A 12,436-nucleotide genomic window follows, 5' to 3' on the forward strand; every position below is an offset into this window, starting at 1 on the left:
TGATATTGGATAGAAGGGGTGTCGCTATTATTAACGTATTAATATTATGAAATTTGTGCGTTTAAGCGTAGTAAAAAAATGGAAATTTAACTGGGCGTAGATATTTAAAAGGAAAAAATAGCGACCTTGAAGGTCGCTATTGTAACTTGCTGAGTTATTATAGTTTATATTATAAATTGAATAAACGAGCAAAAAAGCCTTTACGCTCTTCTTTAGGTTCATTGTTAGAAGTTTGAGAAGTATACGTTTGAGTTGTTTCTTTAGACACATCATCCGTATTGATTTCTGCTTTGTCTGATTCAACAGAATGTTCAACTTTTTCGTCACGTGTTGATGTGTCTTTATCACTTGCGCTACTTGGATTATCTGTAGCTGCTGTTGTCGATACAGCTTCTTGGCCAGATTCAACTTTGTCACTGTTGTTTTCTAGTGTTGTATCAGTATCAACTGAATCGCTAACTAAAGTGATTTCCTCTTCTTCTGTCTTAGCCTGAGCAGATGATGGTGTCGTAACTTGAGCAGTATCATCTGCTTTAATGCTTTGCTCTTTTACTGAGTCGGCATCCGAATTTTCACCTGATTTAGTGTTCTGTTCAGTCGTACTTTCTGTGTAGTTATTGTCTGAAGCAGTTGTTGCTTCATTTGTAGGTACTTGTTTAGATTCGGTATTAGTCTGTGCTACGGCTTGTTGTTCTATTTGCGCTTCTTGAATCGCGCTTTGAGTTGTTTTTATTTCATCAGTAGAAGATTGTATAGCTTTTAATGACTCTGTATTATCATTTAATTGTGATGTAATCTGACTTTGCATCTCATGCAATTCACGTTGTTGTTGGTGCACTTGGTTAATCATTTGACCTAACATTTGTCTTTCGTCACGCATTTTTTGAATTTCATTACGTAAGTCTTCTACTAAATGAGAAACATTTTGGTCTGTTGGAAGATTACTACCTTCGTCTTTAACAAGCACTTGTAAGAAATCTTTCTCTTTTTCTAATTCGTCAAATGCTAAATCATAGCTATTTGTTTGCTTAACTTTATCTGCAATATCTTGGAAAAGTTCGATATCTTCTTCTTGGAAATCAGTTGCTTCACGGCCTCGGTATTCTGTTTTACTAAGTTGATAGCCACGTTCTTCTAAATGTTGAACGATCTTGCGGACTTGTTTTTCACTTAGCTCCACGCGTTGTGCAAATTCTTTGGTTAACATAGAAATAAGTCCTTTCATAATTAAGTAATTGGTTTTATGTATACAGACGTTTGTCTTCGGTTAGTGAAACGTCAGTCTTACCTCTACGTCATTTTAACCTGTTTAACTAGTGATTTCAAGTGTCTATCACAATCGTTTGCGTAAATCCATTTCTTCTAATAAAGGATAAATAATACTTCTGGAAATCTTATTTGCAAAAACATATTTAAGAATATAGTTCGATTTGATGCTTGGTCCAAATATATCTTTAGTCAATTCAATATTCGATTTAATAAATAAATCCATTGGCACACCATCTGCATATCCATAGATACTAGGTGCTAAATAATCAATATCCGTTTGTTTTTCAAATCCATGTTCATATAAAAACTCACGTCTGTTTTCTAGAATTTGTATATCTTTATCTTCTATTTCTGAAGGCTCTTTCTCCACTTCCAACATAATAAAGTTAACATCATGTGCGTGTAATTGGTTGGACAATTTATTGATTTCGAGTTCAACTTGATCAAGGGTTTTGGTAATCAGTTCGCTATGGTTAGACTGATTGATGGCTATGAGATAAATTAAAAACGCAGAGTTTGTCGTTGCTTCATAATGTGCTGTTGCTAGACTTACTGGTCGATCGTCTTCAATACCAACAATAAATAAATAATCGTCTTTAGTATGTGCATTCTTTATTGATTGCTTAAAGATTTGTTTATCTTCTGATAATCCGATATCAAATTTTTCATCGTATATCTTTAATGCTGATTCGAATAAAGGATCATCAATCGATGTAACAGTCTTAAACTCCATGGGGACACCTCCAAAATTATTGCGTTCATTATAACATAGAAGCATTGTTTGTAATGGCTTCGGTATAAATTTGTTAATGCAGCTAAATCATTATTAGAATTTATGTAAGAAAGTGATAAAAATAGAAAAATTTAAAGCACCAATCCGATGTCATTTGATTAGGATTGGTGCATAAGTACGATTTTGTTGAATTATAATTGTTATGCGTTACATTTTAAACTATGACTTAGGACCATGTGTTTCTTCGGCGTAATGTGTTACGCCAGGTTTAGGCTTTGGGTCATAGGCAGCGTTGTTATCTTCCACCTCTTCATGTGCAGAAGTGTCTTTTTTCGCTACTACTACATATTTACCATCTAGGATTGCATCTTTATATCGTGCTTTTTCTTCATCTGAGATGTGATAATATGATAAGACAATTTCTTCACCATCTTCACCAGTTAAGATTTTAGCCACTTTATCACTAAATGTTCCACTTGTTGATGTTAGATTAACTTCAGAATCATGTAATTCATCAATGTGTAATTTTGATTTACTCAAAACAGAAAGTTCTGAGGATTTATAACCTTCACTTAATTTTTTTTCAATCGTGTTTAAAATTTCTTCTTTACTTTGTACAACTGTGAAATCTGACATTTGAAAGTCCCTCCATCCGATGTTATGTGGTTAGTAATATTTACCCGCATACTAAATTAATAAAACGAATATACTATTATTATATAACTAGGCGATTATAGTTACAAATACTATTTAAGATGTGGATAAAGCGTTTACATAAAATGGTAATGAATTTACAATTTTATTATATAAAAACGATTACATAAAATGACATATTGAAAATAATCGTGAAATTTGCTATTATCAGTTAATAATTTATCTAACTCATATAATCTAAAGGATACGGCTTTAGAAGTTTCTACCATGTCGCCATTAACGATATGACTATGAGTAACCTATACAATACACAAGACTAAAATTCATATTATATTGAGCTTTTAGAGACTGTTAAAGCTAAAATAATAATAACATTACCATTGATACAAATTTACATTTTACAATTTTAGGGAAATGAAATTAATGTAAATGATAATTCAGACGCGTAATCGTTATAAAATGGAGAATGGCTTCTTTTGGTATTGCACGTTCACTCATAGATCCTGAAACTAAGTTAGTTTAGGATTTTTTTTGTATACAAAATGAGGAGGTTTTTTGAGTGGATTTGTTAAAACAGAAGGTTGCAGATGATGGCGTGGTCATTGATGAGAAGATTCTTAAGGTAGACGGATTTTTAAATCATCAGATAGACGCTAAGTTGATGCATAGTGTGGGACAAACCTTTTATGAACAATTCAAAGAAGAAGGAATTACCAAAGTATTAACTATCGAAGCATCAGGAATTGCACCTGCAATTATGGCATCATTACATTTTGATGTGCCATGTTTATTTGCGAAAAAAGCAAAACCAAGCACATTGACGAAGGATGTTTTTCAAGCTTCAATTCATTCATTTACTAAAAACACTACGAGCACGGTTATCGTGTCTAATGAATTCTTAAATGAAAATGACCGTGTATTAATTATTGATGATTTCTTAGCGAATGGCGATGCATCACTAGGATTAAATGAAATCGTTCAGCAAGCTAAAGCAACTACCGTAGGCATTGGTATTGTTGTTGAAAAAAGTTTCCAACCAGGTAGAGAACGTTTAGAACAAGCTGGTTTAACAGTTTCTTCTTTATGTAAAATCGCTTCATTAAAAGGTAATAAAGTTACATTTGTAGGTGGAAATTAATGAAGACATTTATACTAAGTCTTCAACATTTATTAGCGATGTATGCTGGAGCTATATTGGTTCCAATTATTGTTGGAACGAGTTTAGATTTCACACCAGAACAAATTGCATTTTTAGTTACAGTAGATATATTTATGTGTGGTTTAGCAACATTCTTGCAAGTTTGGAAAGGTACAGGGACAGGCTTACCTATTGTATTAGGTTGTACCTTTACTGCAGTGGCACCGATGATTCTTATAGGACAAACGAAAGGTATTGGTGATTTATATGGTTCTTTGTTTCTATCAGGCATTCTAGTTGTCATCATTGCGCCATTCTTCTCGCACCTTGTTAAATTCTTTCCCCCAGTCGTAACAGGGAGCGTTGTAACGATTATAGGTATTAATTTAATGCCAGTTGCAATGAATTATCTAGCAGGTGGAGAAGGCGCTAAAAATTATGGTGATGCTAAAAATATCATTTTAGGTGTTACAACATTGATTGTTATTTTAGTTGTACAACGATTGACCACCGGGTTTATGAAATCTATTGCGATACTAATCGGTTTAATCGTTGGTACAGTGTTGGCATCATTCTTTGGTGTGGTAGACGTTAAACAGATTGGTGATGCACATTGGTTTGCTTTGCCACAACCGTTTAGATTTGCAACGTTTAGTTTTGATTTCGGAGCGACTTTAGTATTTTTCATTGTCGCATTAGTTAGTTTAATTGAGTCCACTGGTGTATACCATGCATTAAGTGAAATTACTGGCAAGAAGTTAGAGCGTAAAGATTTTAGAAAAGGTTATACTGCAGAGGGTATTGCGATTATTCTAGGCTCTATCTTTAATGCGTTTCCTTATACAGCTTATTCACAAAATGTTGGGCTGGTATCTTTATCAGGTGCGAAAAAGAATAATGTGATTTATGGCATGGTGATCATGTTGCTTGTTTGTGGATGTATTCCCAAAATAGGCGCAATGGCTAATATGATTCCACTACCAGTATTAGGTGGTGCGATGATAGCAATGTTTGGCATGGTCATGGCATATGGTGTTAGTATATTAGGTAATATTAATTTTAAGAATCAAAATAATTTATTGATAATTGCTGTATCAGTTGGACTAGGAACGGGTATAAGTGCAGTACCGCAAGCATTTAAAGCGCTAGGTGATAATTTCGCTTGGTTAACCCAGAATGGTATTGTACTAGGAGCAGTGTCGGCGATTGTTTTGAATTTCTTTTTTAATGGCATAAAGTATCAACAAAAGTCAGAAGTTATGGAATAATGTAACTATAAAACAAATAATAGGAGGCTGTACGAGTATGTGGGAAAATAAATTTGAAAAAGAATCACTAACGTTTGATGATGTGTTATTGTTACCAGCGGAATCTGATGTGTTACCAAAAGAGGTAGATTTAAGTGTGCAATTATCAGAAGGTGTAAAATTAAATATACCAGTATTATCTGCGGGTATGGATACAGTAACTGAATCAAAAATGGCTATCGCTATGGCACGTCAAGGTGGTTTAGGTGTTATTCATAAAAATATGAATATCGAAGATCAAGCAGACGAAGTACAAAAAGTTAAACGTTCTGAAAATGGTGTAATAACAAATCCATTTTACTTAACTCCTGAAGAAAGTGTATATGAAGCAGAAGCATTGATGGGCAAATACCGTATATCAGGTGTGCCAATCGTTAACAATACAACAGATAGACAATTTGTAGGTATTATTACGAACCGTGACTTACGCTTTATTGAAGACTTTTCAATCAAAATTTCTGATGTAATGACTAAAGAAGATTTAGTTACAGCACCAGTTGGTACAACACTAGATGAAGCAGAAGATTTATTACAACAGCACAAAATCGAAAAGCTACCATTAGTAAAAGATGGACGTCTAGAAGGTTTAATCACAATTAAAGATATTGAAAAGGTACTTGAATTCCCTAATTCAGCTAAAGATGCGCATGGTAGATTATTAGTTGCAGCAGCAATTGGTATTGCTAAAGATACAGATATCCGTGCACAAAAATTAGTTGAAGCGGGTGTAGATGCACTTGTAATTGATACTGCACATGGTCACTCTAAAGGTGTATTGAAACAAGTGAAACACATTAAAGAAACATTCCCACAAGTTACATTAATTGCTGGTAACGTAGCAACAGCAGCTGGAACAAAAGCATTGTATGAAGCAGGTGCAGATGTTGTTAAAGTTGGTATTGGTCCAGGTTCAATCTGTACAACACGTGTTGTTGCAGGTGTTGGTGTACCTCAAATTACAGCAATCTATGACTGTGCTACAGAAGCGCGTAAACACGGTAAAGCGATTATCGCTGATGGAGGAATTAAATTCTCAGGTGATATTATTAAAGCATTAGCTGCAGGTGGACATGCAGTAATGTTAGGTAGTTTACTTGCAGGTACAGAAGAAAGCCCAGGAGAAACAGAAATCTTCCAAGGTAGACAATATAAAGTATACCGTGGCATGGGCTCATTAGGTGCTATGGAAAGTGGTTCTAATGACCGTTACTTCCAAGAAGATAAAACACCTAAAAAATTCGTTCCTGAAGGTATTGAAGGACGTATTGCATATAAAGGACCTTTACAAGATACAGTTTATCAATTAATGGGTGGCGTAAGATCTGGTATGGGTTATACTGGTTCAGCAAACTTAGAAGCATTAAGAGAAGAAGCACAATTTACACGTATGGGACCTGCTGGTTTAGCAGAAAGTCATCCACATGATGTTCAAATTACAAAAGAATCACCAAATTATTCATTCTAAGTTAAAGGAGATTTAAAGTTATGGAAATGGCGAAAGAGCAAGAATTAATACTTGTTTTAGACTTTGGTAGCCAATACAACCAATTAATCACACGACGTATTCGTGAAATGGGCGTATACAGTGAGTTACATGATCATGAAATCAGTATTGATGAAATTAAAAATTTAAATCCTAAAGGCATCATTCTTTCGGGAGGACCAAATTCTGTATATGAAGAAAATTCATTTACAATTGATCCTGAAATATATAACTTAGGTATTCCAATTTTAGGTATTTGTTATGGTATGCAACTGACTACCAAATTATTAGGTGGTAAAGTTGAACGTGCTAATGAACGTGAATATGGTAAAGCTGTTATTAACGCTAAGACGGACGAGTTATTCTTTGGCTTGCCAGAAGAACAAAACGTGTGGATGAGTCATTCAGATAAAGTAATTGAAATTCCAGAAGGATTTGAAGTCATTGCAGATAGCCCAAGCACAAATTATGCTGCTATCGAAGATAAAGCGCGTCGTATTTATGGCGTACAATTCCACCCTGAAGTACGTCATACAGAATACGGTAACGATTTACTACGTAACTTCGTGCGTCGTGTATGTGATTGTACAGGTGAATGGTCAATGGAAAACTTTATCGAAATTGAAATTGAAAAAATCCGTGCCCAAGTAGGAGACCGCAAAGTACTTTGTGCGATGAGTGGTGGCGTAGATTCATCAGTAGTAGCAGTGTTATTACACAAAGCAATTGGTGATCAGTTAACATGTATCTTCGTTGACCATGGTTTATTGCGAAAAGGCGAAGGCGACATGGTTATGGAACAATTTGGTGAAGGTTTCAACATGAATATCATTCGTGTTAATGCCCAAGAACGTTTCATGAGTAAGTTAGATGGCGTTTCAGATCCTGAACAAAAACGTAAAATTATCGGTAACGAATTTGTATATGTATTTGATGATGAAGCGTCTAAATTACAAGGCGTTGATTTCTTAGCGCAAGGTACTTTATATACAGATGTTATTGAATCAGGAACTAAGACTGCGCAAACAATCAAATCTCACCATAATGTTGGTGGATTACCAGAAGATATGGATTTCCAATTAATCGAACCAATCAACACATTGTTTAAAGATGAAGTGCGTGAATTAGGTATCGAATTAGGCATTCCAGAACATTTAGTTTGGAGACAACCATTTCCGGGTCCAGGTTTAGGTATCCGTGTACTAGGTGAAATTACTGAGGACAAACTAGAAATCGTACGTGAATCAGATGCAATCTTACGACAAGTCATCCGTGAGGAAGGTCTTGAACGTGACATTTGGCAATACTTTACAGTATTGCCTGGTATCCAATCAGTAGGTGTAATGGGAGACTACCGTACGTATGACCACACAGTGGGTATCCGAGCCGTAACTTCTATTGATGGTATGACAAGTGATTTCGCACGTATCGACTGGGAAGTCTTACAAAAGATTTCTAGCCGTATCGTAAACGAAGTAGACCACGTCAACCGAGTAGTCTATGATATTACTTCTAAGCCACCAAGCACAATCGAGTGGGAATAATAATATAAAAGAAAAACCCTAAAAACCATGAAAATTTGGTTTTTAGGGTTTTTAATTTTGGTGGAGCGTCGCGATTTATTAAATATTTTAAGAAGCTAAACCAATTGACTTCGAGTAACACGAAGGATTTATATTTAGAATTGTTAACTTTAAGAGGAATATTTCTACTAAGATGCGATATGAAGAAATAGTTAAGTACTGTAAGGTCGTAATTTGTCACAAAGCATTTCACTAAGTAGAAGATATGTAAAGTTGATAATTTAAAAATTCGATAAAATTAAGGGAATGATTTAAATGATAAGACACATATTTATTGCACCAATTAAAGAAGGTATTACAGAAGAAAAACTGAATAAAGAAATAGAATTGTTGAGCGCCATGAAAAATAATATACCAGAAGTCTTAGAATTAACAATTGGAAAAAATACAGGATGGGTTGGTGGCGAAAACGCAGTAACAATGGTTGTAGATTTGGAAGATAAAGAAGCATTTGACGCCTATATGGTTCACCCATATCATGCATTCATAAATAGTATAAATGGAACAGAAGATGATTGCTTTATTACAAGTGAATTATATTCTGCACAAATAGAATATTAAAGCTACAGTTTGATTATTATCACTTATTCAAAGGTAATTTTAGTTCAGTTCACCTATGCAAGTAATTAATAATGTGTGAAAGATACCTTTATACAATGTGAAAATGTTCGCAAAAAATTAATATTCATCCTCCAAATGATATTGAAACGCATAATTTTACTTTGGTAGAATTTTTGTGAAGAAATAATATAAGGAGGATGTATTTGTGAAAAATAGAAATAAGTTATCCTTTATTCAAATTGTATATGTGGCGTTAATTGGTGGTGTGCTGTCTGGTATTGTGAAATTTGGTTGGGAAGTCATGTTTCCACCTAGAACGCCTGAGCGTAATGCTACGAATCCACCACAAGAATTATTACAACATTTTGGTTTTAGTTCGGATTTTACACATGCAACATATCAATTTTCTGAGCAATCAATGCCATGGGTAAGCTTTATTATACATTTTAGCTTTGCTATTGCATTTGCACTCATTTATGCGATACTCGTAAATTATTCTACAAAGGTGGCAATGGGGTATGGTGCTGTCTTTGGTATCATAGTATGGATAGCATTCCATTTGATTATTATGCCTTTGATGGGTGTGGTGCCTAGTGCATTACAACAGCCTTTACATGAGCATTTGTCTGAGTTATTTGGCCACGTTGTTTGGATGATGGTGATTGAATTTGTGAGAAGATATTTTGTCTATAAAAATAATGCACTTATACAAAAATAAGAAAATCCCTTGCAACCTTTAATATAAGGTGCAAGGGGTTTATGTTATTGAGTTAGCATATCTTTAAAATGATTAGAAAGTTTTTTTAATGAAGTAGGGTTTGAGTATGTTGCTTCATTTTTTGAATAGTAATAGACATGTTTGTTTTTATAAGCCTCTTGATTCTTCCACAGTTCAGATTTTGTGAAATCATTTGGTTCTGATTTGCCTGAATCTGTTGGTATTAGGACATAATCTGCAGCATATTTGTTGTATTTTTCATAAGGGATCTTTTTAAATCCGTTTTTAGCTAATCCGTTTTCGGCACCTTTAGGGAATGGGAATCCGTATTCTTGATAAATAATGGGTGTTCCTCTACCAAAGTTTTCACCAAAAATTGAAAGTTGTTTCGGTTGTATTTCCATAACCGTAAATGTTTTATTTTTACCAATTTTCTGTTCAATATCTTCGCCATCTTGATGCAATTGGTTTTCTAAGTCTTTAATTTGGTCTTTGGCTTTTTGTTCTTTATTTAAAATTTTACCTACTGCTAAATGCATTTCCTTGTATGAATAATCTGTGTACTTAATTGGAATCGTTGGAGCTATCTTTTTATATTTTTTGACTTTAGTGTTTACGTCATAAGTTAAAATTAAATCGGGCTTTAATTTTGCAACGCTTTCTACATCTTCTGAACCAACACGTTTGGAACCTTTTTCGTTAACATATTTTGATTTTGGAAAATCTGCGTCAATACCAACTGGTGTCACACCTAAGTCTTTGAAATTCCCACCATTTGATGTTAGTACAACGATACGTTTTGGATTTTTTGGAATTTTAATTTTGTCTCCAGATTTTGTTTCAAAAGTTTTTGTATCTTTTGAAGATGATGATTTGTCCTGACTGCACCCAGCGAGTATAAGTAATAACGCGATAAATAAGAAGAGTGTCTTCTTCATAAAATCATTCCTTTTATTCAATATTTTATTTAATATCAATTATGAATTAATTGGGAATCATTATCAATTTGAATTTTAAAAATATTATTAAATTTTCTATTATGTTGTAATGGAAAAAGCGTCTACAACTCGTGTAGACGCTCTAAATGTATCAACTATTTTTCATTAATTATGCCATCTTTATCTCTATCACGACTTGCATCATAACCAGGCATTCCAGCTGTAATTTCACCAGGTTTAGGTGTATCGACACCAGAATTATTATTGTTAGAATCACTGTTTGAGTTATTATTCGATGAATTTACATTTGGAGTACTTGGAATATCATTTTTTTCTGGTGCATCGACATCTACGTCAGTATCTGGATCGGTATAAGCTGCAGTAGATTCACTACCTTCTGTTGTTGATTGTGAGTTTGAATTTTGTGAATTAGATTGACTCGTAGCATGATTATGAGATGCATTTGTATCACTATTATTATCATTCTCTTCAGACGTGTCGACAGTGCTTGCATCTCCATTATCAATAGCGCTTGTATCTTGATCATTCTCTTTTTTCTTATCTTTATCTTTTTTGTCTTTATCTGATTTATGTATTTTCTTTTCTTCATTATTTGTATCGTTGTTTTGAGTTTTATCGATAATCATAGCACATCCACTAAATAATACAATGATTAAAATGATTAGGCCGAAGCACCCTAAACATCCGAGACAACCAAATATACCTGCCTTTTTTTCGTCCATAAAACACCCTCCCAATATAATTTTTAATAATAAAGTACATTATTACTACGTAAATAATAATATCTAAATTGTGTAAAATATAATAATTCGTTTAAGTTATTATTGTACAAATGTTGATAACATATTCTTATGCTTAATAAAAAACACATGTTCTATAAGTTTATCTTAATTTACATTTAGTCAAAATTTATATTGTTTGCCAATTTATGATTTGGGAATTTAAAAATAATTATTAAAGGAGGTTTTATCTATGAAACAAAAATATATATCTGTGCTTATTTTAACTAGTGCAATGTTATTAGGATGTAGTAATGATGATTCGGGTGAAAAATCAAGTGAAAATAATAAAAAAGCAGATGATAGGGTGATTACATTAAACCAAATAAGTACCTCACCTGAAGATGCGATTAAAAAATCTCGTAAAGTATATACTGATCAAGATTTAAAAGGATTAGCATATGAAAGAGAGAATGGAAAATGGTGTTATAAAGTTGAGCAACAAAAGAATGGTGAAGAATCAGAAGTCATTATTGCTGATAAACAAGGTAAAGTAATCCATAGAGAAAGTGAAAAAGAGAATGATATTCATAAAAATGAATTATTCAACTATGGAGATGCTATCGACTATAAAAAGGCAATTAAAAAATCTCAAAAAGAATTTAATGGTAAAATTAAAGAATGGTCATTATCTAAAGATGAAGGAAAGTTAATTTACGATATTAATTTAGAAAAAGGGAAAAAAGCACATGAAATTACAGTAGATGCTAAAAGTGGTAAAATTTTACAAAATGAAAAAGATGATTAAATTTTGTAATACTAAAAACACTATATAACAAGGTTTTATACAGTCTATCATTGATTTTCGACTATAAGTTACGCTTTAAAAATTATATCGTTTAATGCAATATAATAAAGATACTGATTAAAATTTAAAATTTATTACACAAAAAGGTGTACAAATGGAACATCTATCTTTATAATAGGTATTAAGTAATTTAGTTCGTGAAATTGATTTGTAGTTTTATTCTTTTGAATTTACTCCTTTTGATTTTTTAAGACAGATTACGAATATTCGTGCAAAAGCACATGGAGGAATTTAATATGAATAACGGTACAGTTAAATGGTTTAACGCAGAAAAAGGTTTTGGTTTTATCGAAGTTGAAGGTGGAAACGACGTATTCGTACACTTCTCAGCTATCGCTCAAGAAGGCTACAAATCATTAGAAGAAGGACAAGCTGTTGAATTCGAAATCGTTGATGGCGACCGCGGTCCTCAAGCAGCTAACGTTGTTAAATTATAATAACGCA

The 12,436-nt window shown here is 33.2% G+C and carries 13 protein-coding genes and 1 riboswitch; of the genes, 8 read left to right on the forward strand and 5 right to left on the reverse strand.

Going from position 1 to position 12,436, the window contains the following annotated elements:
* Window positions 1-169: 169 nt before the first annotated feature.
* The 3 genes from MHZ36_RS01460 to MHZ36_RS01470 all read right to left on the reverse strand — a co-directional run bounded on the left by MHZ36_RS01460 (window position 170) and on the right by MHZ36_RS01470 (window position 2,638).
* Window positions 170-1,207: a RodZ family helix-turn-helix domain-containing protein gene (locus tag MHZ36_RS01460; protein WP_239229144.1), complete on the reverse strand. Its 1,038-nt coding sequence runs from the start codon at window positions 1,205-1,207 to the stop codon at window positions 170-172.
* A gap of 126 nt (window positions 1,208-1,333) precedes the next feature.
* The gene (locus tag MHZ36_RS01465; RefSeq protein ID WP_239229145.1) at window positions 1,334-2,002 is read right to left on the reverse strand and encodes a hypothetical protein; all 669 of its coding nucleotides are present in this window, start codon (window positions 2,000-2,002) and stop codon (window positions 1,334-1,336) included.
* Window positions 2,003-2,221: 219 nt separating this feature from the next.
* A complete protein-coding gene (locus MHZ36_RS01470) occupies window positions 2,222-2,638 on the reverse strand; it encodes a general stress protein (protein WP_239229146.1) in 417 nt (138 codons plus the stop codon).
* A gap of 226 nt (window positions 2,639-2,864) precedes the next feature.
* Window positions 2,865-2,967: riboswitch (purine riboswitch) on the forward strand.
* 248 nt (window positions 2,968-3,215) lie between these two features.
* Here MHZ36_RS01470 and xpt point away from each other — a divergent pair.
* The 6 genes from xpt to MHZ36_RS01500 all read left to right on the forward strand — a co-directional run bounded on the left by xpt (window position 3,216) and on the right by MHZ36_RS01500 (window position 9,446).
* A complete protein-coding gene (gene xpt, locus MHZ36_RS01475) occupies window positions 3,216-3,794 on the forward strand; it encodes a xanthine phosphoribosyltransferase (protein ID WP_239229147.1) in 579 nt (192 codons plus the stop codon).
* Complete coding sequence (pbuX, locus tag MHZ36_RS01480) at window positions 3,794-5,062, forward strand: xanthine permease PbuX (protein WP_239229148.1); 1,269 nt, start codon at window positions 3,794-3,796, stop codon at window positions 5,060-5,062. The genes xpt and pbuX overlap by 1 nt, the downstream gene beginning before the upstream one ends.
* A 37-nt stretch (window positions 5,063-5,099) precedes the next feature.
* Complete coding sequence (gene guaB / locus MHZ36_RS01485) at window positions 5,100-6,566, forward strand: IMP dehydrogenase (RefSeq protein WP_239229149.1); 1,467 nt, start codon at window positions 5,100-5,102, stop codon at window positions 6,564-6,566.
* Between the two features lie 20 nt (window positions 6,567-6,586).
* Window positions 6,587-8,128: a glutamine-hydrolyzing GMP synthase gene (gene guaA / locus MHZ36_RS01490; protein ID WP_239229150.1), complete on the forward strand. Its 1,542-nt coding sequence runs from the start codon at window positions 6,587-6,589 to the stop codon at window positions 8,126-8,128.
* Between the two features lie 294 nt (window positions 8,129-8,422).
* Window positions 8,423-8,728, forward strand: coding sequence for a Dabb family protein (locus tag MHZ36_RS01495; RefSeq protein ID WP_239229151.1), 306 nt, complete (start codon window positions 8,423-8,425; stop codon window positions 8,726-8,728).
* 205 nt (window positions 8,729-8,933) lie between these two features.
* Window positions 8,934-9,446, forward strand: coding sequence for a DUF1440 domain-containing protein (locus MHZ36_RS01500; RefSeq protein WP_239229152.1), 513 nt, complete (start codon window positions 8,934-8,936; stop codon window positions 9,444-9,446).
* A 44-nt stretch (window positions 9,447-9,490) separates the two neighbouring features.
* On the opposite strand, the gene MHZ36_RS01505 is transcribed toward MHZ36_RS01500, so the two are convergent.
* Window positions 9,491-10,384, reverse strand: coding sequence for an ABC transporter substrate-binding protein (locus MHZ36_RS01505; protein WP_239229153.1), 894 nt, complete (start codon window positions 10,382-10,384; stop codon window positions 9,491-9,493).
* 155 nt (window positions 10,385-10,539) lie between these two features.
* Entirely contained in the window at window positions 10,540-11,127 is a 588-nt protein-coding gene (locus MHZ36_RS01510; protein WP_239229154.1) for a hypothetical protein, read from the reverse strand.
* Between the two features lie 250 nt (window positions 11,128-11,377).
* Here MHZ36_RS01510 and MHZ36_RS01515 point away from each other — a divergent pair, with 250 nt between their 5' ends.
* Window positions 11,378-11,932 (forward strand): PepSY domain-containing protein, encoded by a 555-nt coding sequence (locus MHZ36_RS01515; RefSeq protein WP_239229155.1) that lies wholly within the window; start codon window positions 11,378-11,380, stop codon window positions 11,930-11,932.
* Window positions 11,933-12,228: 296 nt separating this feature from the next.
* Window positions 12,229-12,429, forward strand: a complete 201-nt coding sequence (gene cspD / locus MHZ36_RS01520) for a cold-shock protein CspD (RefSeq protein WP_042737587.1) — start codon at window positions 12,229-12,231, stop codon at window positions 12,427-12,429.
* The last annotated feature ends 7 nt before the right edge of the window (window positions 12,430-12,436 follow it).

Origin of the sequence: Staphylococcus sp. ACRSN, from assembly GCF_022346615.1 — a bacterium.
In the GTDB taxonomy this organism is placed as follows: Bacteria; Bacillota; Bacilli; order Staphylococcales; family Staphylococcaceae; genus Staphylococcus.

Bases quoted from the DNA above. Each gene is read 5' to 3' on its own strand.
- MHZ36_RS01465 (WP_239229145.1), bottom strand. From the start codon at position 2,002: ATGGAGTTTAAGACTGTTACATCGATTGATGATCCTTTATTCGAATCA.
- MHZ36_RS01460 (WP_239229144.1), bottom strand. From the start codon at position 1,207: ATGTTAACCAAAGAATTTGCACAACGCGTGGAGCTAAGTGAAAAACAA.
- guaB (WP_239229149.1), top strand. From the start codon at position 5,100: ATGTGGGAAAATAAATTTGAAAAAGAATCACTAACGTTTGATGATGTG.
- MHZ36_RS01515 (WP_239229155.1), top strand. From the start codon at position 11,378: ATGAAACAAAAATATATATCTGTGCTTATTTTAACTAGTGCAATGTTA.
- cspD (WP_042737587.1), top strand. From the start codon at position 12,229: ATGAATAACGGTACAGTTAAATGGTTTAACGCAGAAAAAGGTTTTGGT.
- MHZ36_RS01510 (WP_239229154.1), bottom strand. From the start codon at position 11,127: ATGGACGAAAAAAAGGCAGGTATATTTGGTTGTCTCGGATGTTTAGGG.
- MHZ36_RS01505 (WP_239229153.1), bottom strand. From the start codon at position 10,384: ATGAAGAAGACACTCTTCTTATTTATCGCGTTATTACTTATACTCGCT.
- MHZ36_RS01470 (WP_239229146.1), bottom strand. From the start codon at position 2,638: ATGTCAGATTTCACAGTTGTACAAAGTAAAGAAGAAATTTTAAACACG.
- pbuX (WP_239229148.1), top strand. From the start codon at position 3,794: ATGAAGACATTTATACTAAGTCTTCAACATTTATTAGCGATGTATGCT.
- MHZ36_RS01495 (WP_239229151.1), top strand. From the start codon at position 8,423: ATGATAAGACACATATTTATTGCACCAATTAAAGAAGGTATTACAGAA.
- guaA (WP_239229150.1), top strand. From the start codon at position 6,587: ATGGAAATGGCGAAAGAGCAAGAATTAATACTTGTTTTAGACTTTGGT.